The organism is Streptomyces sp. LaPpAH-108 (assembly GCF_000373625.1).
In the GTDB taxonomy this organism is placed as follows: domain Bacteria; phylum Actinomycetota; class Actinomycetes; order Streptomycetales; family Streptomycetaceae; genus Streptomyces.
Genome location: NZ_KB891987.1, coordinates 1099822 through 1124061, shown reverse-complemented (window position 1 = coordinate 1124061; position 24240 = coordinate 1099822). Strand labels below are relative to the sequence as shown.

Sequence of the window (24240 nt, the reverse complement as noted above, 5' to 3'; positions counted from 1 at the left end):
ATCACCCTGGACCAGGACCTGATCCTGTACCTCTTCGGTACGCCCGGTCAGGACCGCTTCTGGTTCATGTGGGACGACCTGGTGCGCGGTGCCATCGGCGCCGTGGTCCTCGTGGACACGCGGCGTCTGGCGGACTGCTTCCCGGCGGTGGACTACTTCGAGAACTCCGGTCTGCCGTTCGTGGTCGCGCTCAACGGCTTCGACGGACAGCAGCCGTACAACCCGGAGGAGGTGCGCGAGGCCCTGCAGATCGGCCCCGACACCCCGATCATCACGACGGACGCCCGCCACCGGTCGGACGCCAAGAGCGCGCTGATCACCCTGGTCGAGCACGCGCTGATGGCACGCCTCCGGTAGTACGCCCGCCGCAGTACTCAAGTGGGATCTGCCGTACGGCAGTTGCCCTGAACGGACCGGAGCCGGCTGTGGCCTTGGACACGGTCGGCTCCGGTGTTCATAACAGTTCGGCAGAGGAATATCCGGGGATCGCCACGGGGTGCGTTCGGCCGGTGTCGCTGCGCGCACGAACCCCCCGCCATTTGCCGGGGCTCGCTCGGTATTGACCCGTTTTATCTGGGCCTTACAACTGCGCCGACCCTGTTTGGAACTGCGCTGGTCCACGTGCTGGAATGCCTGAACTGCCCAGGGGTCAAAGACGTACTGAGTGGTCGAAGACGAACCGGGCTCTGCGAAGACGAACCGGGCTCTGAGAGACTGCGGCACGAGACGGTGCCGACCGCCGAGAGGTTGTTGGTCGAGTGAGGCGAAGCAAGAACGGTCCCGAGCCGTCGGCGCGGGGCAACTTCACCCCGCCGCCGCGCGCTGCGGCCCCCGCACCGGTAGCACCGGGACCGGAGCCCGAGGCCGCGGCGCCCGCGGCTTCCGGGGGCCGGTTCTCGCCGCGCAACTGGCGGGTGCCCACCAGGCTGAACGCGATCCTGCTCATACCCGTGATGGTCGGTCTCGTCATGGGTGGCTTCCAGGTGAAGAACTCGATCGACACCTGGCAGGACGCGCAGGACGCCGAGAACACGGCCATCCTGGTGCGGGCGTCGCTGTCCTACGCGGACGCCCTGTACAACGAGCGTGACATCAGCGCCGCCCCCCTGCTGAAGGGCAAGGCCGAGACCGCCGAGGACAAGGCGACGGTCGCGGCGGCGCGCAAGTCCACCGACAAGGCGGCCGACGCCTTCGACCAGGCCGCGCAGAACATGCCGAGCAAGCCGGGCCTGGAGCGCCGGCTGAAGCTGTTCCGCCAGACCGAGCCCGAACTGCAGGCCCTGCGCGCGAACGCCTACACGCCCAAGCTCACCGGCGTGGACACCGAAGAGGGCTACATCAAGGTCGCCCACCCGCTCATGGAGTTCGCCAACGAGCTGGGCCTGGGCACCGGAAACATCACGTCCTACGGCCGTACCGTCTACGCCATCTCGCTGACCAAGGCGGCGCTCTCCCTGGAGCGCTCCATCGGTATGCACATGCTGGTGAAGCCGGGCCCGGACGCCCCCAACCTGGCCACCCAGCGCGTCGCGCTCTCCTCCTACGCCTATCTGGAGGGCATCGCGGTCGAGGAGTACCTCGGCGGCGGTACCCAGGAGGACTCGGACCGCCTCGACCAGGAGAAGCGGGACATCCAGACGCAGGGCGCCAAGATGGTGGCCGAGGCCAAGGCCCAGGACCCCTCGTACAAGGCTCCCCCGGCCGACCCGCAGAACATGGTCGCGGCGCTCGCCAACCTGAAGACCACCGACCCGATCGAGCGGCAGCAGCTGGCTCAGGCGGGCATCACCCCCGCCAACTGGTGGGCGGTCAACACCCTCAAGTTCAAGGCGTACCGCTCCATCGAGTCGGACCTGACCGACAAGGCCGTGGACGAGGCGTCGGGCATCGCCGACGACGCCAAGACCTCCGCGATCATCACCGGTGTGGCCGTCGTGCTCGCGCTGCTGCTCGCCTTCCTCCTCGCCGGTGCCGTGGCCCGCCAGATGAGCCGCTCGATGCGCCAGCTGCGCAACGCGGCCTTCGGCATCGCCGAGCAGCGGCTGCCGATGCTGGTCGACCAGCTCTCCCGCACCGACCCCGGCCGGGTCGACACCCGGGTCGCCCCGATCCCGATCCACACCAAGGACGAGATCGGCGAGGTCGCCCGCGCCTTCGACCAGGTCCACCGCGAAGCGGTCCGGCTCGCCTCCGAGCAGGCCCTGCTGCGGGGCAACATCAACGCGATCTTCACCAACCTGTCGCGCCGCAACCAGTCGCTCATCGAGGGTCAGCTGACCCTGATCACCGACCTGGAGAACAACGAGGCCGACCCGGACCAGCTGGAGAACCTCTTCAAGCTGGACCACCTCGCGACCCGTATGCGCCGCAACGGCGAGAACCTGCTGGTCCTCGCGGGCGAGGAGCCCGGCCGCCGCTGGGACCAGCCGGTCCCGCTGGTCGACGTGCTGCGCGCCGCCTCCTCCGAGGTGGAGCAGTACGAGCGCATCGAGCTGTCCGGTGTCCCGGACGCCGAGATCCACGGCCGCGCGGTCACCGACCTCGTCCACCTGCTGGCCGAGCTGCTGGAGAACGCGACGACGTTCTCCTCCCCGCAGACCAAGGTCAAGGTCACCGCGACCCGGCTGCCCGACGGCCGCGTGATGATCGAGATCCACGACAAGGGCATCGGTCTGACGGCCGAGGACTTCGCGGACATCAACCACAAGCTGGCCAACCCGCCGACCGTGGACGCCGCGATCTCCCAGCGCATGGGTCTCTTCGTGGTCGGCCGGCTGTCCGACCGGCACGGCATCCGCGTCCAGCTGCGCCCCTCGGGCGAGCAGGCGGGCACCACCTCGCTGGTCATGCTCCCGGACGCGATCACGCACGGTGGTGGCGGTGAAGTCCCGCTGGAGCGCGAGGAGTTCACGGTCTCGCAGATCATCCCGGAGCAGCAGTTCCGGGGCGAGAACTTCGGTCAGCAGCAGCAACAGCAGCCGCAGCAGCAGCCGTTGCGCACCGCCGCCGAACTCGGCTTCGACGACAGCCGCTACGAGGTCCCGGACGACATCCGGGGTCTGGACCCGGTCGGCCGCTCGCTGATGCGCGAGGAGCGCCGCGCCGCGCTGGAGTCGCACGGCCCCCAGCCGCAGGAGGAGACCGGGCAGCAGCCCGCGTTCCCCGACGCCTTCGAGCAGCCGCGGCAGGGCTTCGAGGACACCTCCGGCTTCCCGGTGCAGCAGCACCCGCAGGCCGCCGCCTCCGAGGCGCAGCAGCCGTACCAGGAGCTGCCGTCGGGGTCGTACGAGGAGCAGCAGTACTACGCGCAGGACGCCGGGCTGCCGCAGAACGACGGCTTCGCCCAGAATGACGGCTTCGGCCAGAACGGCGGCTACCCCGACGCGTACCCGGAGCAGGGCCAGAACGGCCATGCGCCGGCGCACGCCTCGGCGCCCGACGCGTTCGGTCCGTACGACGGCGTGGGCCGCCAGGACGAGTGGTCCGGGCAGAACGGTTTCCAGAACGACTATCCGGCCCAGTACGCTGCGGAAACGGAGTCTTCGCAGGCCGGTGACGTGAGTGAGCGGAACCGCGTAGGCTTCGAGCGTCCCGGACCGGCCTCCCCCGCCGCCCCCGACATGACGAACGCCGGGCTTCCCCGCCGCGGTGGCGTCACGAGCGGTGCGAACGGCGTGAACGGCACGGCCCACGGACAGCAGGGGGCGGCGGCCTCCGCGGCGGGCCCGCTCGCCGCGAACAACGGCGACGGCGACTGGCGTTCGGCGAACGACGAGCGCTGGCAGCAGGCGTCGCAGCTGCGCAAACCCAAGGCGGGCGGAGTCACCTCTTCCGGTCTGCCGCGGCGGGTACCCAAGGCCAACCTGGTCGAGGGCACCGCCGAGAGCACCCCTCAGGGGGGCCCACAGGTCTCCCGCGCCCCGGAAGACGTCCGGGGCAGGCTGAGCAACCTGCGTCGAGGCGTCCAACGCGGACGCAACGCAGGCAGTGAAACGAACGGCCAGGCCACTAACAATCAGCACAGTGGTCCTGACAGCACCTACAACCAGGAGCGTTAGTGTGAGCCCGATGAGCCAGGCGGCACAGAACCTGAACTGGTTGATCACCAACTTCGTGGACAACACCCCGGGGGTGTCCCACACGGTGGTGGTCTCCGCCGACGGACTCCTTCTGGCGATGTCCGAAGGCTTCCCGCGCGACCGCGCCGACCAGCTCGCGGCCGTCGCCTCCGGCCTGACGTCTCTGACGGCAGGCGCCTCCCGGATCTTCGAGGGAGGCAGCGTGAACCAGACGGTTGTGGAGATGGAGCGAGGATTCCTCTTCATCATGTCCGTATCCGACGGTTCTTCGCTCGCCGTGCTGGCCCACCCGGAAGCGGACATCGGCCTCATCGGGTACGAGATGGCCCTTCTGGTGGACCGCGCGGGCACGGTCCTGACCCCGGATCTCCGGGCGGAACTCCAGGGCAGCCTTCTCAACTAGCAAGCGGACGGTGCGCGTTCGCGTCCCGGGGCCGTAAGGTTTCGGGACGCGGCTCCACGCATATGGATGCCCGGCACAGTCGGAGGAGGAGAGAAAGTGGCAACACCCCCAGGCGGTTCGCATACGGGTGGCTGGTCGTACGGTCCCGCACAGGGGCAGGACGGCGCTCCCGCGAACCCGTACGCTCCCTCCACCCCCGGCCACCGGCAGCCCTACGCACCGCAGGGCCCCGGTCAGTCTCCTTACGAGCAGCCCCAGGCCCCGCGCATCCAGCCGGTAGCCCCGCGCCGCCCCGAGCCGGCGGCGGCCCCGGCCGCGGCCAACAACCCCCTGGTGCGTCCGTACGCCATGACCGGCGGCCGGACGCGCCCGCGCTACCAGCTCGCCATCGAGGCACTGGTGCACACCACCGCCGCTCCGCACCAGATGCAGGGCCAGCTGCCCGAGCATCAGCGGATCTGCAACCTGTGCCGGGAGATCAAGTCGGTCGCCGAGATCTCGGCTCTCCTGACGATCCCCCTCGGCGTGGCCAGGATTCTCGTCGCCGACTTGGCGGAGGCGGGCCTGGTCGCCATCCATCAGCCCGGCGGCGACGAGAACGCCGGTGGCCAGCCAGACGTGACACTGCTCGAAAGGGTGCTCAGTGGACTTCGCAAGCTCTAGCGGCGGTCCTTCCCGCTCCACCACCTCCGCGAAGATCGTGGTGGCGGGCGGCTTCGGCGTGGGCAAGACCACGTTCGTGGGTGCCGTCTCGGAGATCAACCCGCTGCGTACCGAGGCCGTCATGACGTCCGCGTCCGCGGGCATCGACGACCTCACCCACACCGGAGACAAGACCACCACCACGGTGGCCATGGACTTCGGCCGCATCACCCTGGACCAGGACCTGATCCTGTACCTCTTCGGTACGCCCGGTCAGGACCGCTTCTGGTTCATGTGGGACGACCTCGTACGCGGTGCCATCGGCGCCATCGTGCTGGTCGACACCCGCCGCCTGGCCGACTGCTTCCCGGCCGTGGACTACTTCGAGAACTCGGGCCTGCCGTTCGTCATCGCCCTCAACGGCTTCGACGGCAACCAGCCCTACAACCCGGACGAGGTCCGCGAGGCCCTGCAGATCGGCCCCGACACCCCGATCATCACGACGGACGCCCGCCACCGCGCGGACGCCAAGAGCGCGCTGATCACCCTGGTGGAGCACGCGCTGATGGCGCGGCTGCGGTAACTGGTCCATGTCGAGGGGCCCCTTCCACACCGGAAGGGGCCCCTTTGTCGTACCCCGCTGCCACACTGGTCCTTCTGCAGATGAAGGGGGACGCGATGGTGGGCGAGGCAGCGGCGCTGCGGCTCGGTTCGACCGTGGCGAAGGCGGCCGCCCAGATGTGGCTCGGGGGCAAGCGCCGCGAGCAGGAGCGCCGGATGGACATGGCGGAGCTGATCCGGGTGCGCGTGTCCGGGCTGCGCTTCCAGCGGGGTGTGGAGCGGCAGTTCGACGAGATGGCCGACGCGGTCTACGACCGGTTGGCCCCGTTCCTGGAGCGGGAGTTCCCCGGCCTTGAGGAGAACAGCCGCCAGGCCGTGATCGACGCGGTGTGCGACACGTTCGTGTCGGCGGACCTCTCCGACAAGGCGATCCTGGCGGCGGACGCGAGGCCTGCGGAGATCGTGCGACGGCTCACCGGGGCGGCACGCCCGCCGGTCGGCCTCGGCGAGGCGGAGACCCGGCTGTACGAGGTGCTGTTCGCGGAGTGCGTCGAGTACTACGTGCGGATCATGCGGGGGCTGCCCGTCTTCGAGGAGCGGGCGCTGAGTGAACTGCTCGCGCGTACGACGTCGTTGGGCGCGGAGATCGCGCGGGTGCTGCAACGGCTGCCCGACCGTTCGCTGTTCGCCCCCGAGGGGACGGACCGGGACGGCGAGTTCCGGCGCCGATATCTGGAGCTGGTCAGCACGACCCTGGACGAGGTGGAACTGTTCCGGCGCACCTCGGACCGGGCGGGGGCGCAGGTGCGGCTCTCGGTGGCGTACGTCAGTCTGCGGGCAACGGGGGACGACATACGGACGCGACGCGAAGGAGCGAGGCGTGCGCTTCCGCTGCTCCGGCCCGACATGAGTGATTGGGAGAACACCGGAGGCGAAGGTGCCGGGATGCGGGTGGAGGCCGCGCTCGGGGGGCCTACGCGGGTGCTGCTCCGGGGTGAGGCCGGGTCCGGGAAGACCACGCTGCTGCGGTGGCTGGCGGTCACGGCGGCGCGGGGCGCGTTCACCGGGGAGCTGGCCGAGTGGAACGGGCTGACGCCGGTCTTCGTGAAGCTGCGGGAGTACAGCGGGCGGGCGCTGCCGACGCCAGAGGCGATGCTCGACTCGGTGGCCGGGCAGATCACGGGGGTGATGCCGAAGGCGTGGGTGGAGCGCCAGTTGGCCGACGGGCGGGCGCTGCTGCTGATCGACGGGGTGGACGAGCTGCTGGACGCCGAGCGGCGGGGCGTACGGGAGTGGCTGCGCAAGTTGCTGGCCGCGTATCCCGAGGTGCGGATGGTGGTGACCTCTCGTCCGGCGGCGGCCGGCGCGGACTGGCTGCGCCGCGAGAAGTTCACCGTGCTGCACCTGGACCGGATGACGCCGCCCGACCTGGCGGCGTTCGTCCGGCAGTGGCATCAGGCGGTGCGCGAGCTGGATGAGGAACTGCCGTGCCCGGTGGAGGAACTTCCGCGCTACGAGCAGTCGTTGCTGAACAGCCTCAAGGACCGGCCGCATCTGCAGTCACTGGCGGGTACGCCGTTGCTGGCGGCCATGCTCTGCGCAATGCACCTCAACCGGGGCAGTCAGCTCCCGCGTGACCGCATGGAGCTGTACCGCAACGCCCTCCACACGCTGGTCCACGAGCGGGACGCGGACCGAAACGTGCCGAGCGCGGTGGACAGCGGGCTGAGCTTGGGTGACAAGGTGGTCCTGCTACGGGACCTCGCGTGGCGCCTGTCGGACAACAACCGCAGCGAGATCTCCCTTGAGCAGGCTGCCGTGCACGTCGGCCGCAAGCTCGCCGGTATGCGACACCTGGACTCCCTCCAGGACGGCACCACGGTCCTCGAAAGCCTCCGCGACCGCTCGGGCGTCCTCCGCTCCCCCACCCTCGGCCGCCTGGACTTCGTCCACCGCACCTTCCAGGAGTACCTGGCGGCGGAGGAGGCGGCGGAGGAGGACCGGATCGGCAACCTGGTCGGGCGGGCGCATCTGGATCTGTGGCGCGAGACGATCATCATGGCGGCGGGCCATGCGAATCGGCCTCAGCGGGAAGAGCTACTGACCGGCATCCTCGACCGGGCCGTTGCCGAACCCCGGTGGACCCGCAAGCTGCGCCTGCTGGCGGCGGCGTGTCAGGAGACGGTGCCACAGCTGTCCGAGGAACTGGCCGGGCGGGTCGACACGGCGGTAGAGACACTGCTGCCGGCGCGCCGCGAGAACGATCCGGCGCAGCTGGCAGCGGTAGGGACCAGCCTCCTGCGCAAGATGCCGAGGTCGCTCACGGAGCTGACGGAGAAGGCCGCTGTACAGACGGTTCGGACCGTGGCACTGATAGGGGGGTCCGAGGCACTCGGACTGCTGTCGAGCTACGTGGGCGACAAGCGTGGCCTCGTGGTGAGGCAACTGATCCAGAGCTGGAGCTACTTCGATCCGGACACCTATGCCGACGCCGTGCTGTCCGGTGTTCGGCTCGCGAATCACAATGTCGTCGTCAAGCATTCGGGCCAGTTGCGCGCCTTGAGGCGGCTGGCGCCCAGTCATGTCGACATCCGTTTCCCGCTGGACGATCTGGGCGCACTGCGGATTCTGCCGCCTCTTTATAACTTGACCGTGTGGTCGCTGACTGGCGAAGCAGACCTGTCGCTGCTCCCCCACCTGCCCGACCTCGATGCGTTGGCTCTGGACGGCGACGCGGCGTTCATTCATATGGAGGCGCTCGAACGCTTCGCATCTCTGCGACACCTCGCCATGTGTGTCCGGAACACCTCCGATCTCAGCAGTCTGCGCCTCGCGGAGAAGACCGGCCACCTCTCGCTTTGGGACATCCACAGTGGCACCGACCTCGCGCAATGCCACACCGTGCTCTCCGGCCTGGAGCATCTGTACTTGTGGGCCGCCGACTCCTCGCTGGTGAACCTCACCGCGCTGCCTGCCGTACCGCTCCTTCACCTTGAACGGGTTGACGTCCGGGCGTGGCTGGAGACGCCGGACTTCAAACCCCCCAAGGTGGAGCGACTGGTACTCCATAACTGCCTACTCCCCGACGATCGAGGTGCCCTGGACTTTCCCGGTGTCAAGGTGAGCATTCACTAAGACGGGCACGCCGAAGGGCCCTTCCAGAACGAAAGGGCCCTTCGAAGCGAAACTCAGTGCCAGCTGTGCGGGGCGCGGAAGCCGGGCTCGCGCTCCAGGCGGCGCCAGGCGGCTCGGGGGCGGCCTGCGGAGGGGCGGGTGGTGTGGCGGGCCGCGGCGCGGGCGAGGAGGACGGCCGTGATGGCGGCGACTTCCTCGGGCTCGGCGTGGCCCTTCTCGACGCGGATGTCGGGAGTGTTCATGGCTTCGGTCTCCGAGGGCTCGATCACTGCGGCGGGTTGCCGTGCTTGCGGGAGGGCAGGTCGGCGTGCTTCGACTGGAGCATCGCCAGCGACTTGACCAGGACCTCGCGGGTCTCGGCGGGGTCGATCACGTCGTCCACCAGGCCGCGCTCCGCCGCGTAGTACGGGTGCATGAGCTCGGCCTTGTATTCCTTGACCATCTTCTGGCGCATCGCCTCGGGGTCCTCGGCGTCGGCGATCTGACGGCGGAAGATGACGTTGGCGGCGCCCTCGGCGCCCATCACGGCGATCTCGTTCGTGGGCCACGCGTAGGTGAGGTCCGCACCGATGGACTGGCTGTCCATGACGATGTAGGCACCGCCGTACGCCTTGCGCAGGATGAGCGAAATCCGCGGCACGGTCGCGTTGCAGTAGGCGTAGAGCAGCTTCGCGCCGTGCCGGATGATTCCGCCGTGCTCCTGGTCGACACCGGGCAGGAAGCCCGGCACGTCGAGGAGCGTGATGATCGGGATATTGAAAGCGTCACACATCTGGACAAAGCGCGCAGCTTTTTCGCTCGCCTCGATGTCCAGTACGCCCGCGAGGACCTGCGGCTGGTTGGCGATGATGCCGACGACCTGGCCGTCGAGGCGGGCCATCGCGCAGATGATGTTCCGCGCCCAGCGCTCGTGGACCTCCAGGTACTCGCCGTCGTCCACCAGCTCCTCGATGACCTTGGTCATGTCGTAGGGCCGGTTGCCGTCGGCGGGGACCAGGTCGAGGAGGACGTCGCCGCGCCGGTCGGCGGGGTCGGAGGACTCCACGCGGGGCGGGTTCTCGCGGTTGTTCTGCGGGAGCAGCGACAGGAGGTAGCGCACCTCCGCGATGCAGGTCTCCTCGTCGTCGTACGCGAAGTGGCAGACGCCCGAGGTCTCGGCGTGCACGTCGGCGCCGCCCAGGCCGTTCTGGGAGATCTCCTCGCCGGTGACCGCCTTGACGACGTCCGGGCCGGTGATGAACATCTGCGAGGTCTCGCGGACCATGAAGACGAAGTCGGTCAGGGCGGGGCTGTAGGCCGCGCCGCCCGCGCAGGGGCCGAGCATCACGGAGATCTGCGGGATGACGCCGGACGCCTTGGTGTTGCGCTGGAAGATACCGCCGTAGCCGGCGAGCGCGGAGACGCCCTCCTGGATACGGGCGCCCGCGCCGTCGTTGAGGGAGACCAGCGGGGCACCGGCCGCGATGGCCATGTCCATGATCTTGTGGATCTTGGTGGCGTGGGCCTCGCCCAGCGCGCCGCCGAAGATCCGGAAGTCGTGCGCGTAGACGAAGACCGTGCGGCCCTCGACCGTGCCCCAGCCGGTGACGACACCGTCGCTGTACGGCTTCTTGGCCTCCAGGCCGAAACCGGTCGCGCGGTGCCGGCGCAGCTGCTCGACCTCCTGGAAGGAACCCGGGTCCAGGAGCAGCTCGATCCGCTCCCGTGCCGTCAGCTTGCCCTTGGCGTGCTGCGCCTCGGTCGCCTTCTCGCTGGGGCCCGCCAGGGCCCGCGCACGGATCTCGTGCAGCTCGGCGACCCGACCACGCGCGTCCGTCGGCTCACCCGTCGTCTCTTCCAAAACGGTCATGTAGCGACCTTACGAAGGACATCAAGGAAAGCGAGCCGTCCACTCCGTACAGTCTCCGAAGCGTTTTCCTGGTACCACCGAACAGAACTGGGGCGGCATGCAGCTGTTCCGACTGCCCGGAGGGCGTCGGAGTTGTAGGGGTGCCACAAAGGCCGGTACCGGAACGCGGCGCGGATTCAGCGCCGCGACACGCCAACCACGGAGTGAAACAGGGCCTCCGGACGGCCGACCGCGCCCACCGTACCCCGAACGGCGGCGAGGGCCGTCCCGGAGTTCTCCCCCGGCACAGCCCCCGCCTCACGGCCCGCTCAGCAGCCGCCGCAGTTGTAGTACAGGACATCCCAGTGGTTGCCCTCGTCGGCGTAGATGTTGCCGGAGCCGGACTGGTACTGCGGCGCCCCGTCGCCGCGCAGCCCGATGTAGGTGAAGGTGTTCTTGATGTACGAGGTCACGCAGGTGTTCTTGCCGTAGTCCAGCTTGTAGCCGTTCCAGTGCGAGTAGGTGCCCGAGGCGTGGCCGGTCTCGGTGCCGCCGGTGATGTTCAGCGCGCAGCCGGTGGCCCGCTTGAGGGTCTGGGCACCCTGGGCGGTCGGCAGGTTGAGCTGGTCGAAGGAGGTACAGGTCGAGTTGTTGCGGTTCGAGCAGCCTCCGGAGGAGGACCAGGTGATACCGACGTCGCGGAACATCTGGGTGGCGGTGGCATGAGTGATCTTCGTGACGGCGAAGGCGTCGGAGGCGGTGCCGACGACGGCGACACCGGGCGCGACGACGAGCGCGAGCGCGGTCAGGATGGAACGGATCTTCACGTGGGGAACCCTTCCTGCGGTTGGCCGAGCTTCCTGTGGGGCGGCTGTGCAGGTGGTGCACCGCAGATGGTGCCCGAGTTCTACGCGCGTCCGCCAGAGGGCGTACGTGGTGACTGTGTGTTGGCGTGAAAACACGCACCGGATGATGTTGAAAACCAAACAGAATGAGGTTACGGTCGTAACAGCAGGGTTCGTTGAACCTTAAACAAACTCGAGGAGCACACGATGGGCATCTTCAACCGCAAGGACAGCACCCCCGAGACGACCCCCGCGCAGGACGGCGCCGCGCTGGCGGGCCTGACCGGTGACTACACGATCGACCCCGCGCACACCTCGATCGGCTTCACGGCGCGGCACGCGATGGTCACCAACGTCAAGGGCAGCTTCACCGAGTTCACCGGCACGCTGCACCTGGACGGCGAGAACCCCGCGAACTCCACCGCGAGCCTCGACGTGAAGATGGACAGCATCGACACCGGCAACGCGGACCGGGACACCCATCTGAAGTCCGCCGACTTCTTCAAGACGGACGAGTTCCCGACGATGACCTTCCGCTCCACCAAAGCGGAGTCCCTGGGCGGCGACGACTACCGCATCACCGGTGACCTCTCCATCCTCGGCACGACCAAGCCGATCACCATCGACCTGGAGTTCAACGGCTCCGCCAAGGACCCGTTCGGCAACGACCGCGTGGGCTTCGAGGGCAAGTCCGAGCTGCTGCGCTCGGAGTGGGGCCTGACCTGGAACGCGGCCCTGGAGACGGGCGGCGTGCTGATCTCCGACAAGATCAAGCTCAGCTTCGACGTGTCGGCCATCAAGAACGCGTGAGTCTTCGGCGGCTTGGCCGCGGCAGCGACGAGCGCCCCGTTCCCGAGGAGGGAACGGGGCGCTCGTGCACACGCGCTGCGGCGCGGCAGGCTCAGAAGCCGCCCCCGAAATCGCCGCCTCCGCCGAAGTCGCCACCACCACCGAAGTCGCCGCCGCCTCCGTCGCCGAAGCCGCCGAAGTCGCCGGGGTCGAAGTTGCTGCCCGAGACGTCGCCGCCCTCGAAGCCGCCGAAACCGCCACCGAAGCCGTCGCCGTACCCACCGCCGTAGTCGGCCGCGTAGGCGGGGGTGGACATCATGCCGCCGAGCATCGTGCCCACGAGGAGGCCGGGGAGGAGGCCGCCGCCGAAGTAGCCGCCCGCCCAGGGGCCGTAGGCCGGGCCCGCGTCCCAGTAGGGGCGGCGGCCGTACTCGGTGTCGACCTCGCGCACCGCCGGGTCGTGGCCGTCGGCGAGGCGGGTGGCGTCGGCCGCGCAGACCGGGACCTGGCGCGGGCTGCCGCCGGGCGGTGTCCACAGGGCGTCGGTCACCGAGGGGCCGTGGCGGGGGTCGAAGAAGCAGGGTGCGCGCCGCTCGGGCAGCGGGCGGCCCTCACGGCGGGCGGCGAGCACGGCGAGCGAGAAGCGGCCGTCCTCCAGGGTCTCGGTGACCGCGCGCACGTCCTCGGGTCTGCGGGCCCGGTCCATGAGCTGTTTGGCGTGGTCGTAGGCGTTCAGGGCGCGCTCGTAGTCGGCGCGCATCGCGTCGTCCGCGCCGGGCTCGCCGGGCCGGAAGTCGAGCCGGTCCAGCTCCTCGCCGAAGGCGGTGATGTCCTCGTCCACCACCACACGCAGCCGGTCGAGTGCGGCGCGCTGCTCCTCGTCACGGCGGCGCCGGTTGCGCCGCACCAGGGTGTAGGCGCCCGCGCCCGCCGCCACCAGGACACCGGCGGCCACGATCAGCCCGGTGCCGGACACTCCCCCGCCGGAGGAGTCCCAGCCGGAGGGCGCATGGCCCCGGACGCTGTCGAGGGCGCGGTCGGTGAAGTCGGTGAGCTGCGCCTTGGCGTCCTCGCCCTGGACGCTCGCCACCAGGTTCTTGCGGGCCGTGTCCGACAGCACCACGGAGTCGGCCCTGGCGTCGAAGCGGTCGCCCAGGCGTATGCCGTACAGACCGGTGATGCCGGTGGCGGTGCGCAGGTCGGAGAAGAGGTCCTTGGTCTGGTACCCCTCCGGCAGGACCACGACGAACACCGGTTTCCCGGCGTCCTTGATCCGCTTGGACAGCGCGTCGGCGTCCGCGCGGGAGAGCTGCCCGGAGGCGGCCGGGTCGACGTAGACAGGGTTCTCGCGCAGGGCCCGGCCGATGGCGGAGACATTCGTGTCCGCGCTCGCGGCGGGCGCGAACACGGTCGTGAAAGCCAGCGCCAGCGCGGCGAGCAGCAGCGCGGGGAGGCTTCGGGTCGGCAGGACGGCCTTCATCCTTCGACGCTACCCGAAGCCTCCCGTTTTCGGTCAGGTGTGCGGATCACCGGTTCGGGTGAATCAGGCCGCCCGATAGGCCTGCGCCAGCTTGCGCAGCGCCAGTGCGTAGTCCCCGGTCAGCAGCGCGTGGTCGGCCTCGGCGAAGGGTTTCGCCAGCGCCGCCGTGATCCGCTGTCCGGCCTTGTCCTGGACGATCAGCCGGGCCTTGGTGACCAGCGCCCGTCCGAGCGTGCCGTCGTGCGCCCGCCCGGCCCGTTCCGCCGCCGTGCCGAGCGCCTTCAGCTGTGCCGCGCCGCCCTTGGGCACGGTGGTACGGGTGGTCAGACCCCAGCCGTAGGGATACTGCGGGTCGTACGACGCGTCGCCCACGTTGATCGGCAGCTGCGCCTCGGACCTCGGCCAGGTGACCGGGAGCTGGCCGGTGAAGGCCCGCTTGCCGTAGAGCACGTCGGCCACGCCGTCGCCCTCGGTGCCGGGCAGCCAGGAGGCGACCAGGGCGTCGATGCCGCCCAGCCGGTCCCCGACGAGCTGCGGGCGCCCGGAGACGATCAGCACCGCGCACTTCATGGCCGCGCACACCTTGTCCACGGCGGCCCGGTCGGCGGCCGACAGCTGGAGGCTGTGGCCGTTGCCCACGTCGCCCACCCCTTCGGCGTAGGGGGTCTCCCCGACGACGACCACGCCCACGTCGTAGCCCTTGACCGGTGCGGAGGCGTCCCGGGAGTAGGTGACGTCGCCGCCCGCCTTCCGCATCCCCTGGAGGATGGTGGTGCCGGGGACGACGGCGCCGGAAGAGCCCTGCCAGGTGACGGTCCAGCCGCCGGTCTGGTTGCCGATGTCGTCGGCGTTGGATCCGGCGACGTACACCTTCTGGCTCTTCTTCAGCGGCAGCAGTCCGCCGCTGTTCTTCAGCAGCACCTGGGACTCGGCGGCGGCCTGGCGGGCGACGGCGCGGTGGGCCGGGGAGCCGATCGCGGACGCGCCCGAGGTGTTCGCGTAGGGGTGCTCGAAGAGGCCGAGGCGGAACTTCTGGGTGAGGATGCGGGAGACCGCGTCGTCGATCCGCCGCTCGGTGACCCGTCCGGCCTTCACCTCGGCGGTCAGGGCCGCGGTGAAGTCCTTGTAGGTGTAGGGGACCATCATCATGTCGACGCCCGCGTTCACCGAGGAGCGCACGTGTGCGGCGTAGTCGCCGGGGAGCTGGTCGATGGCGTTCCAGTCGCTGATCACGAAGCCGTCGAAGCCCATCCGGCCCTTGAGCACCCCGTTGATCATGTCCGCGCGGGCGTGCATCTTCACCGGCCCGCGTCCGTCGCCGACGACCTCCAGCGAGGAGTACGACGGCATGACCGTGCCGATGCCCCGGTCCACGGCGTCCTGGTACGGCGCGAGGTGGACGGCCTCCAGCTGCTGCCGGGTGACCTTGGTGACGCCCTGGTCGATCGTGTAGGTGCCGGTGGTGGAGGAGCCGTAGGCGGTGCCGCCGTCGCCGACGAAGTGCTTGGCGGTGGCGAGGACCTTGTCGGGGCGGGCGAGGTCGCGGCCGTCGGCGCGGCCCTGGAGGCCCTGGATCACCGTCTCCAGGGACGCGACCAGCGCCGGATCCTCGCCGAAGGACTCGTAGGAGCGGCCCCAGCGTTCGTCGCGGGTCACGCACAGGCAGGGCGCGAAGTCCCAGGGGATGCCGGTGGCGCGGACCTCGGCGGCGGTCACCGCGCCCGTCTGCTGGGCGAGTTGGGGGTCACGCGTCGCGCCGATGCCGATGTTGTGCGGCATGATCGTGGCGCCGACGAGGTTGTTGTGGCCGTGCACCGCGTCCACGCCGTAGATCAGCGGGATCTGGAACCGGGTCGCCTGGGCGCGCAGTTGGAAGCCGTCGATCATCTTCGCCCACGCCGCAGGGGTGTTGGGGGTGGGTGTGGAGCCGCCACCGGAGAGCAGTGAGCCGAGGTCGTAGGCCGCGATGTCGCCCTGGTCGCTGACGGCGCCGCGCTCGGCCTGGGTCATCTGGCCCACCTTCTCGGCGAGTGACATCCGCCCGAGGAGGTCGGCCACCCGCTTGCGGACGGGCAACTTGGCGTCCAGGTACGGCAGTCCGTGGGCGTCGATGACGATCTGCGGGTTCTCGGCGGGGGCCTTGGCGCCGGTCACCGTGAGCTTGAGCGGGATCGTCTCGGCGGGTTCGGCGCCCCGGCCCTTGAGGGTGGTCACCTTGACGGTCCGCGAGGTGCCCGAGGGGGTGCCGGCCGGGAAGGTGAGGGTGCCGTCCACCGGCTTGTAGTCGGTGCTGGGGCGCGCGGTGCCGCCGGAGGTCTTGTAGCCGACGGTCACCGGGTCGGTCAGCGGCTTCTCGCCGGTGGTGGCGACGGTGACGCGGACGGAGGCGGTGCCGCCCTCGCGGACCGGGTGGACGGCCGCGTCGGTGGTGACGGAGGCGTGCAGCGCGGGGTCGGCGGCGCCGTAGAGTTCGACGCCGTCCATGGCGAAGCGGCCCTTGACGCCGGTGGGCAGGGTGACGGCGTAGCCCCACATCTCGGTGAGGCCGAGGACGTGGTCGATGCCGCCGACGGGCTGGTAGTCGGTGCGATAGGTGAACGCGCCGAAGGGCAGTTCGACCTGCTTCCAGCCGGTGAAGTCGTCGGTGAAGGAGGTCGTCCACAGCTCGGACGCCTCGCCGTTGCTGCCGCCGTCCTTGATCTCGAAGGCGATCTTCTTGCCGTTGTCCTGGCCGTCCCACCAGAAGCGGATGCCCCGGTGCGCGGACCAGTCGTGGGCGGGGCCCGCGGCGGCGTAGTCGTGGGTGAAGCCGCCGTAGCCGCTGATGTCGTAGGTGCCGGCGAGGACCTTGGCGCCCTCGGGGGCGTCGGCGCGGGCGGCCAGTTCCAGGGCGGGCGGGTCGTCGCTGTCGCCGCCCCAGGTGAAGATGCCCTCGGCGGGCTGGGCGGCGAAGGGGACCTCGCCCTCGAAGCGGTCGACGGACACAGGGGGCGGGTCGCTCGCACCGGAGGCGGTGGCGGCGGCGGTCAGGGGGAGAGTCGCGGTCAGCAGAGCGGCGGCGGCGAGCAGGGCGGTTCTTCGCATGGGCCCATCCCTCGGCTCAGGGTTCACTCATCTGGCTCGGGTTCACTCATGACTTAACTCACGGCGTGAGTCAACTGGCGTCCCCAGCAGGCGTCAAGGCTTCACGCCGGAAGTGGTACACCGCCGACTCATGTGGGGAGCAGAGGTGTTGTGCGTTCGCCTTCTGAATGCGCGACCCCTTGACGGACGGTGGAGGCCGTCATTTACTCACGCCTCGCACGCCGCTGTTCCCCATCTCCCCCCACCTCTTCGAAGGGCGGCGCACCATGAGACCACCCCTGCGTCCGGTCCGGCTGCTGCTGGCCGCGCTGCTGACCACCGCCGGGCTCGGCACCCTCGCCGTCCCCGCCGCGCACGCGGCGGGCGAGCCGGTGACGGCCTGGCTCACCACCACCGACGACTCCGGCGGGCGCCATGTCACCCGCGGGCTCCAGCAACAGGCGCCGTTCGCCTTCTCCTCGGGCACCGGCGGCTCCGGCGAGAACATCACCGTCGACGAGGGCACCCGCTACCAGACGTTCACCGGCGGCGGCGCGTCCTTCACCGACACCGCCGCCTGGCTGATGAACAGCAGCGGCGCGCTGTCCCAGTCCACCCGCGACGCCACCCTGCGCAAGCTGTTCTCCCCCACGGACGGCATCGGCCTGTCGTTCCTGCGCAACCCGATGGGCGCCTCCGACCTGGCCCGCTCCGGCTACACCTACGACGACGTACCGGCCGGGCAGAGCGACCCCTCGCTGGCGAAGTTCTCGATCGCGCACGACCTCGCGGACGTCGCCCCGCTCACCCGGCAGGCCCTCCAGCTGAACCCGTCCCTCACCGTCATGGCCTCCCCGTGGACGGCCCCGGCCTGGATGAAGGACAGCGGCTCGCTCAACGGCGGCTGGCTGAAGGCGGAGGACTACGGCGCCTACGCGTCGTACTTCGTCAAGTACCTCCAGGCGTACCGCGATCAGGGCGTGAACGTCTCCTACGTCACCGCCCAGAACGAGCCGACCTGCTGCTCGGGCTACCCCTCGATGAGCTGGAACGCCAGCGGGCTGGCCTACTTCACCAAGAGCGAGCTGCTGCCCAAGCTCCAGCAGGCGGGCCTGTCCACCAAGGTCCTCGCGCACGACTGGAACTGGGACGTCTACGACTCCTACGCCGCCCAGACCGTGGACGACGCGGCGGTCCGCAGCCACCCCAACTTCGGCGGGATCGCCTGGCACGGCTACGGCGGTGACGTGACCAAGCAGACCTCGGTGCACAACCAGTACCCGGCGCTGGACGCCTTCGCCACCGAGCACTCCGGCGGCACCTGGATCGCCGACCAGCAGCGCGAGGACATGTCGAACATCATCGACTACACCCGCAACTGGGCGAAGTCGGTGACCAAGTGGTCCCTCGCGGTGGACCAGAACATGGGCCCGCACAACGGCGGTTGCGGCACCTGCACGGGCTTGATCACCGTGCACAACGGCGACAGCCGCAGCGGGAGCGTGGACTACACCGTCGAGTACTACGACATGGGCCACCTCACCAAGTTCGTCCGCCCCGGCGCCCAGCGCATCGCCTCGACGGCCTCCACCGCCGTGCCCAACGTGGCCTGGCGCAACCCCGACGGCAGCAAGGCCCTGATCGCCTACAACGGCGGCTCCTCGGCGCGCACCGTGACCATCAACTGGGGTGGCCAGCACGCCACTTACTCTCTGCCCGCCCGCACCTCCGCCACCTTCACCTGGTCCGGCACCCCGTCCGGCGACGGCGCCCGCACCGGCACCTTCACCGGGCTCGCGGGCAAGTGCCTTGACGTGGCGGGCGGTTCGTCCGCCAACGGCACCGCGGTCCAGCTCTACGACTGCAACGGCAGCACCGCCCAGCAGTGGACGGTCGCCGCCGACGGCTCGGTCCGCGCCCTCGGCAAGTGCCTGGACGTCACCTCCGCGTCCACCGCGAACGGCGCCAAGGTCCAGCTCTACGACTGCAACGGCACCGGCGCCCAGCAGTGGTCGTACAACGCCTCCACCGGCGACGTCGTCAACACGGCTGCCGACAAGTGCCTGGACGTGACGGACAACTCCTCGGCGAACGGCGCACGGGCCCAGATCTGGACGTGCACGGGGGCCGCCAACCAGAAGTGGACGCTGCGCTAGTCCGCACGCCCACTGGTCCGCACGGCGGCGCGGCGGGTTTCCCGGCCGGGCGGGAGTGGTACGCGGCCCGTATCACCCCTCCTGACCGGGAGCCCGAGATGACCACACCGCAGGATCTGCTGTTCGTCGTGCTCGACGTCCGGGCCGACCGGCCCGTGGAGCGGGGCGATCTTTCGCTGGCGCTGGCGGGGGCGGAGCTGCTGGATCTGCTCGGGGCCGGGGTGATCGAGCTGCGGGAGGACCTGATCGTGCCGACCTCGGGGCATCTGACCGGGGACCAGCTGCTGGACGAGGCGGCCGGGGCGCTGGTGCGCGAGGAGCCGTACGAGTCGGTGGCGGACTGGCTGTGGCGGCGGGGGGACGGGCTCGCCGCGACGTACACGGACGCGCTGGAGCCGGGCGGGTCGGGGCTGCGGCAGCTGTTCCGGCGGGCCGAGCCCACCGACTCGGCCGAGCGGCGGCAGGCGGCGGAGCGGTGGGCCGTACGGGAGCCCGTGCTGACCGGGCTCGCGGCGGAGCTGGGCATCGGGGAGCCCGGGGCCAAGAGCGCGGAGGACGGTCCCGAGGACGACCGGGTCGCGCTCGTGCTGGCCACCGTCGGCGAGGCCCTGACCGAGCTGGAGGCGGTACGGCAGCGGCGGCGGATCGAGGAGGACGCGTTCGACAACGTCTGGCGCGCTCCCTGACCGCCACCGCCCCGCCACCGGCCCGGCCCCTGGCCCTGGCCCTGGCCCCTCGGCTCTACTCCGCCGGTTCCACGCCCGCGCGCAGCAGCCCGTAGGTGTACGCGTCCTCCAGCGCCTGCCAGGAGGCGGCGATGACGTTCTCCGCGACGCCGACCGTGGACCACTCCCCCGCGCCGTCGCCCGTGGAGATCAGGACGCGGGTCGTGGAGGAGGTGCCGTGCTTGCCCTCCAGGATGCGGACCTTGTAGTCCACCAGCTCCAGCTTGGCGAGCTGCGGATAGATCTTCTCCAGGGCCACGCGCAGCGCCCGGTCGAGGGCGTTGACCGGGCCGTTGCCCTCGGCGGTGGCGACGATCCGCTCGCCCTTGGCCCACAGCTTCACGGTCGCCTCGTTGGCGTGGGTGCCGTCGGGGCGGTCCTCCACGATCGCCCGCCAGGACTCCACGTCGAAGTACTGCGGCGGGGCGCCCTGGATCTCGGCGCGCAGCAGCAGCTCGAAGGAGGCGTCGGCGGCCTCGTAGGTGTAGCCCCGCAGTTCGCGCTCCTTGACCCGCTCGACCACCCGGCCGACCAGCTCGCGGTCGCCGCCGAGATCGACACCGAGTTCGCGGCCCTTCAGCTCGATGGAGGCGCGGCCCGCCATGTCGGAGACCAGCATCCGCATGGTGTTGCCGACCCGCTCGGGGTCGATGTGCTGGTAGAGGTCGGGGTCGACCTTGATGGCGGAGGCGTGCAGCCCGGCCTTGTGGGCGAAGGCGGAGACGCCGACGTAGGGCTGGTGGGTGGAGGGAGTGAGGTTGACGACCTCGGCGATGGCGTGCGAGATCCGGGTCGTCTCGCGCAGCGCGCCGTCGGGCAGCACCTTCTTGCCGTACTTCAGCTCGAGGGCGGCGACGACCGGGAAGAGGTTGGCGTTGCCGACGCGCTCGCCGTAGCCGTTCGCCGTGCACTGCACATGGGTCGCGCCCGCGTCGACGGCGGCGAGGGTGTTGGCGACCGCGCAGCCGGTGTCGTCCTGGGCGTGGATGCCGAGCCGGGCGCCGGTGTCGGCGAGCACGGTGGAGACGACGGCGCCGATCTGCGCCGGGAGCATCCCGCCGTTGGTGTCGCAGAGGATGACCACGTCGGCGCCCGCTTCGGCGGCGGTGCGTACGACGGCCTTGGCGTACTCGGGGTTCGCGCGGTAGCCGTCGAAGAAGTGCTCGCAGTCGACGAAGACGCGGCGGCCCTCGGCGCGCAGGTGGGCGACGGTGTCGCGGACCATCTCCAGGTTCTCGTCGAGCGTGGTGCGCAGGGCGAGTTCGACGTGCCGGTCGTGCGCCTTGGCGACCAGGGTGATGACCGGGGCGCCGGACGCAAGGAGGGCCCTGACTTGCGGATCGTCGGCGGCCTTGGCCCCGGCGCGGCGGGTGGCGCCGAAGGCGACGAGGGCCGCGTTCCTCAGGTCCAGCTCTTTCGCGGCGCGGGCGAAGAACTCGGTGTCGCGCGGGTTGGCGCCGGGCCAGCCGCCCTCGATGAAGCCCACGCCGAAGTCGTCCAGGTGCCGTGCGATGGCCAGCTTGTCCGCGACGGTGAGGTTGATGCCCTCGCGCTGCGCGCCGTCGCGCAGCGTGGTGTCGAAGACGTGGAAGGAATCGTCGAGCTCGCTGGGTGCGGTCATGGTCTCAAGGCTCCTGTTGTGATGTCGGTCTTACCGGAATGACCGGCTCCACCGTTCCCCCCAGTTTCCCTCGCGCTCCGTCACCGGCCGTGGGTGGGCCGAAAACGAAAAAACCCCTCGCGGGTGCGAGAGGTCTGCGCGCGGGTCGAGGACGACGGTGCCACCCGCACCTGGTCGTGCGAGGTGGTCACTGCGGACCGGCGCGCCTGCTGCCCATAATCATGGAGAGCGAGAACACGGGGGAAGTCTGGCACAGAACGCCCGCCGTCCCACCGACTGTCTCAGTATGCGGGCGGGGCCGTCCAGAACGGCGGACGCGAAAGCGCCCCGGACCTGCGAGGGGTCCGGGGCGCTCGCCTGTCGGCGCTCGCCGGGAGCCGTCCGGCGAACCGTTACGGCGTGCCTTACCGCGCCAGCTCGTGCATCCAGCCGTGCTTGTCCTCGCTGATGCCGCGCTGGAGGTCGAGCAGGGCCTCGCGCAGGCGGAGGGTGACCTCGCCGGGCTCCCCGTCGCCCTGCTTCCACTCGGCGCCCGCGCGCTTGACGGTGCCGACCGGGGTGATCACGGCGGCGGTGCCGCAGGCGAAGACCTCGGTGAGGGTGCCGTTCTCCGTGTCGCGCTGCCACTGGTCGACGGAGATGCGGCCCTCCTCAGCCTCGTAGCCGAGGTCGCGGGCGACGGTCAGCAGGGAGTCACGGGTGACGCCCTCCAGGATGGAGCCGGTGAGGGTCGGGGTGATGATCTTGTTTCCGTAGACGAAGAACAGGTTCATGCCGCCCAGTTCCTCGACCCACTTGTGCTCGACGGCGTCGAGGTAGCAGACCTGGTCGCAGCCCTTGGTGGCGGCCTCGGCCTGGGCGAGCAGGGAGGCGGCGTAGTTGCCGCCGGTCTTGGCGTCGCCCATGCCGCCGGGGACGGCACGGACGCGGTCCTCGGAGGCCCAGATGGAGACGGGCTTCACGCCGCCCTTGAAGTAGGCGCCGGCCGGGGAGGCGATGACGAGGAACAGGTACTCGTTGGACGGCTTGACGCCCAGGCCGACCTCGGTGCCGATCATGAAGGGGCGCAGGTAGAGGGATTCCTCGCCGCCGTGCGCGGGCACCCAGTCCTTGTCCTGGGAGACCAGCGCGTCACAGGCCTCGACGAAGGTCTCGACGGGCAGCTCGGGCATGCCGAGGCGGTGCGCGGAGCGCTGGAAGCGGCGGGCGTTCTGCTCGGGACGGAAGGTGGCGACCGAGCCGTCGGGGCGGCGGTAGGCCTTCAGGCCCTCGAAGATCTCCTGCGCGTAGTGCAGGACGTTGGTGGCCGGGTCGAGCGGGATGGCGGCGTACGGGACGAGCTGGCCGTCGTGCCAGCCGCGGCCCTCGGTCCACCGGATGGTCACCATGTGGTCGGTGAAGTGGCGGCCGAAACCGGGGTTGGCCAGGATCGCCTCGCGCTCGGCGGCGGCGAGCGGGTGGGCGGAGGGCTTGAGCTCGATCGTGGGCGTCGTCATGAGCGGGAATCCTTCTCTTCCTGGCGTGGTCGGGGCGGCTTCCGGTCTTTCGGCCGGACCGGGGTCGCCCCCGGCGAAACGCAGCACCGGTCGTGGCGGGCCGCGCTCACGCCGCCCGCACCGGCCGGAGGGCCGGAGTGAGGACGTCCGAGCTTTCCCTCATACCGCGGCTCCGCGTTCGATTATCGCGCGGAGCCGGGGCCGGAAGGAATCGGGGTGAATGCGACCCAGGGGTTGATGGTGGCACCGCGGCGGCGCATGGCAAAGGGCCGCCGGGCGCTGGAGGCGACCCGGCGGCCCTCAGGGGCCGGGCGGGTCAGCCGGTTACGCCTGCTACGAGCGCGTCGCCGATCTCGGCGGTGGAGCGGGCGGGGCCGCCCACGCGGGCGGTGAGGTCGGCGGCCACGGCCGCGTCGACACGGTCGGCCTCGGCCTCGTAGCCGAGGTGGCGCAGCAGGAGGGCCACGGAGAGGACCGTGGCGGTGGGGTCGGCCTTGCCCTGTCCGGCGATGTCCGGGGCCGAGCCGTGGACGGGCTCGAACATCGACGGGAACTCCCGGCTCGGGTTGATGTTGCCCGAGGCGGCGACCCCGATGCCGCCGGAGACGGCCGCGGCGAGGTCGGTGATGATGTCCCCGAAGAGGTTGTCGGTGACGATGACGTCGAAGCGCTCGGGCTGGGTGACCAGGTAGATGGTGGCCGCGTCGACGTGGATGTACTCGGTGGTGACCTCGGGGTAGTCCTCGGCCACCTTGTTGAAGATGTTGGTCCACAGGTGTCCGGCGAAGGTCAGCACGTTGTTCTTGTGGACCAGGGTGAGCTTCTTGCGCGGGCGGGCCTGGGCGCGGGCGAAGGCGTCGCGGACGACGCGCTCGACGCCGTAGGCGGTGTTCACGGAGACCTCGGTGGCGACCTCGTGCGGGGTGCCGGTGCGGATGGTGCCGCCGTTGCCCGTGTAGGGGCCCTCGGTGCCCTCGCGGACCACCACGAAGTCGATCTCCGGCTGTCCGGCGAGCGGGGTGGCGACGCCGGGGAGCAGCTTGGAGGGGCGCAGGTTCACGTGGTGGTCGAAGGCGAAGCGGAGCTTGAGCAGGAAGCCGCGCTCCAGGACGCCGGACGGGACGCTCGGGTCGCCGATGGCGCCGAGCAGGATGGCGTCGTGGTCCTTGAGGGCGGCGAGGTCGGCGTCGGTGAGGGTCTCACCGGTGGCGTGGTAGCGCCGGGCGCCGAAGTCGTACTCCGTGGTCTCCAGCTTCACGTCCTCCGGGAGGACGGCGGAGAGGACCTTGAGACCTTCGGCCACGACCTCCTGGCCGATGCCGTCACCCGGGATCACTGCGAGATCGATGCTGCGAGACATGTCGGCACCCTACTCCGGCGTCCCAGGTGATGACACGAGCTGTCCGCGATACGGACA

The 24240-nt window shown here is 70.3% G+C and carries 17 protein-coding genes; 9 read left to right on the top strand and 8 right to left on the bottom strand.

What is annotated here, in order from left to right; all coding sequences use genetic code 11:
* From B079_RS35725 to B079_RS0105080, 6 genes are all read left to right on the top strand, one after another.
* Positions 1 to 357, top strand: a 357-nt coding sequence (locus tag B079_RS35725; RefSeq protein ID WP_018544704.1) for a GTP-binding protein, incomplete at its 5' end; no start/stop codon positions are given.
* A gap of 401 nt (positions 358 to 758) precedes the next feature.
* A complete protein-coding gene (locus B079_RS0105100; protein WP_026248373.1) occupies positions 759 to 4058 on the top strand; it encodes a nitrate- and nitrite sensing domain-containing protein in 3300 nt (1099 codons plus the stop codon).
* A gap of 10 nt (positions 4059 to 4068) precedes the next feature.
* Complete coding sequence (locus tag B079_RS0105095) at positions 4069 to 4482, top strand: roadblock/LC7 domain-containing protein (protein WP_005479603.1); 414 nt, start codon at positions 4069 to 4071, stop codon at positions 4480 to 4482.
* Positions 4483 to 4578: 96 nt separating this feature from the next.
* Positions 4579 to 5145, top strand: a complete 567-nt coding sequence (locus B079_RS0105090) for a DUF742 domain-containing protein (RefSeq protein ID WP_026248372.1) — start codon at positions 4579 to 4581, stop codon at positions 5143 to 5145.
* The gene (locus tag B079_RS0105085) at positions 5126 to 5707 is read left to right on the top strand and encodes a GTP-binding protein (protein WP_026248371.1); all 582 of its coding nucleotides are present in this window, start codon (positions 5126 to 5128) and stop codon (positions 5705 to 5707) included. Before B079_RS0105090 ends, B079_RS0105085 begins: the two co-directional genes overlap by 20 nt.
* An 80-nt stretch (positions 5708 to 5787) precedes the next feature.
* Entirely contained in the window at positions 5788 to 8820 is a 3033-nt protein-coding gene (locus tag B079_RS0105080) for an NACHT domain-containing protein (RefSeq protein WP_324604036.1), read from the top strand.
* A gap of 53 nt (positions 8821 to 8873) precedes the next feature.
* On the opposite strand, the gene B079_RS0105075 is transcribed toward B079_RS0105080, so the two are convergent.
* From B079_RS0105075 to B079_RS0105065, 3 genes are all read right to left on the bottom strand, one after another.
* Positions 8874 to 9062 (bottom strand): acyl-CoA carboxylase subunit epsilon, encoded by a 189-nt coding sequence (locus B079_RS0105075; protein ID WP_026248370.1) that lies wholly within the window; start codon positions 9060 to 9062, stop codon positions 8874 to 8876.
* A gap of 23 nt (positions 9063 to 9085) precedes the next feature.
* Positions 9086 to 10669 (bottom strand): acyl-CoA carboxylase subunit beta, encoded by a 1584-nt coding sequence (locus B079_RS0105070; RefSeq protein WP_026248369.1) that lies wholly within the window; start codon positions 10667 to 10669, stop codon positions 9086 to 9088.
* 308 nt (positions 10670 to 10977) lie between these two features.
* Positions 10978 to 11475, bottom strand: coding sequence for a hypothetical protein (locus B079_RS0105065; RefSeq protein WP_018544698.1), 498 nt, complete (start codon positions 11473 to 11475; stop codon positions 10978 to 10980).
* 225 nt (positions 11476 to 11700) lie between these two features.
* Between B079_RS0105065 and B079_RS0105060 the strand changes: the two genes are divergently transcribed.
* Complete coding sequence (locus B079_RS0105060; RefSeq protein ID WP_018544697.1) at positions 11701 to 12303, top strand: YceI family protein; 603 nt, start codon at positions 11701 to 11703, stop codon at positions 12301 to 12303.
* A 91-nt stretch (positions 12304 to 12394) separates the two neighbouring features.
* On the opposite strand, the gene B079_RS0105055 is transcribed toward B079_RS0105060, so the two are convergent.
* The gene (locus B079_RS0105055) at positions 12395 to 13762 is read right to left on the bottom strand and encodes a hypothetical protein (RefSeq protein WP_018544696.1); all 1368 of its coding nucleotides are present in this window, start codon (positions 13760 to 13762) and stop codon (positions 12395 to 12397) included.
* A 63-nt stretch (positions 13763 to 13825) separates the two neighbouring features.
* A complete protein-coding gene (locus B079_RS0105050; protein WP_018544695.1) occupies positions 13826 to 16846 on the bottom strand; it encodes a glycoside hydrolase family 3 protein in 3021 nt (1006 codons plus the stop codon).
* Between the two features lie 266 nt (positions 16847 to 17112).
* Between B079_RS0105050 and B079_RS0105045 the strand changes: the two genes are divergently transcribed.
* Complete coding sequence (locus B079_RS0105045) at positions 17113 to 18981, top strand: ricin-type beta-trefoil lectin domain protein (protein ID WP_018544694.1); 1869 nt, start codon at positions 17113 to 17115, stop codon at positions 18979 to 18981.
* A gap of 98 nt (positions 18982 to 19079) precedes the next feature.
* Positions 19080 to 19667, top strand: a complete 588-nt coding sequence (locus B079_RS0105040; RefSeq protein WP_018544693.1) for a GOLPH3/VPS74 family protein — start codon at positions 19080 to 19082, stop codon at positions 19665 to 19667.
* A gap of 55 nt (positions 19668 to 19722) precedes the next feature.
* Here the strand turns inward: B079_RS0105040 and cimA are convergent, their stop codons facing one another.
* The 3 genes from cimA to B079_RS0105025 form a co-directional block, all read right to left on the bottom strand.
* Positions 19723 to 21327, bottom strand: a complete 1605-nt coding sequence (gene cimA / locus B079_RS0105035) for a citramalate synthase (protein ID WP_018544692.1) — start codon at positions 21325 to 21327, stop codon at positions 19723 to 19725.
* A gap of 404 nt (positions 21328 to 21731) precedes the next feature.
* Positions 21732 to 22823, bottom strand: a complete 1092-nt coding sequence (locus B079_RS0105030; protein WP_018544691.1) for a branched-chain amino acid aminotransferase — start codon at positions 22821 to 22823, stop codon at positions 21732 to 21734.
* A gap of 316 nt (positions 22824 to 23139) precedes the next feature.
* On the bottom strand, positions 23140 to 24183 hold the full coding sequence (locus tag B079_RS0105025) for a 3-isopropylmalate dehydrogenase (RefSeq protein ID WP_018544690.1): 1044 nt from the start codon (positions 24181 to 24183) through the stop codon (positions 23140 to 23142).
* Positions 24184 to 24240: the final 57 nt, after the last annotated feature.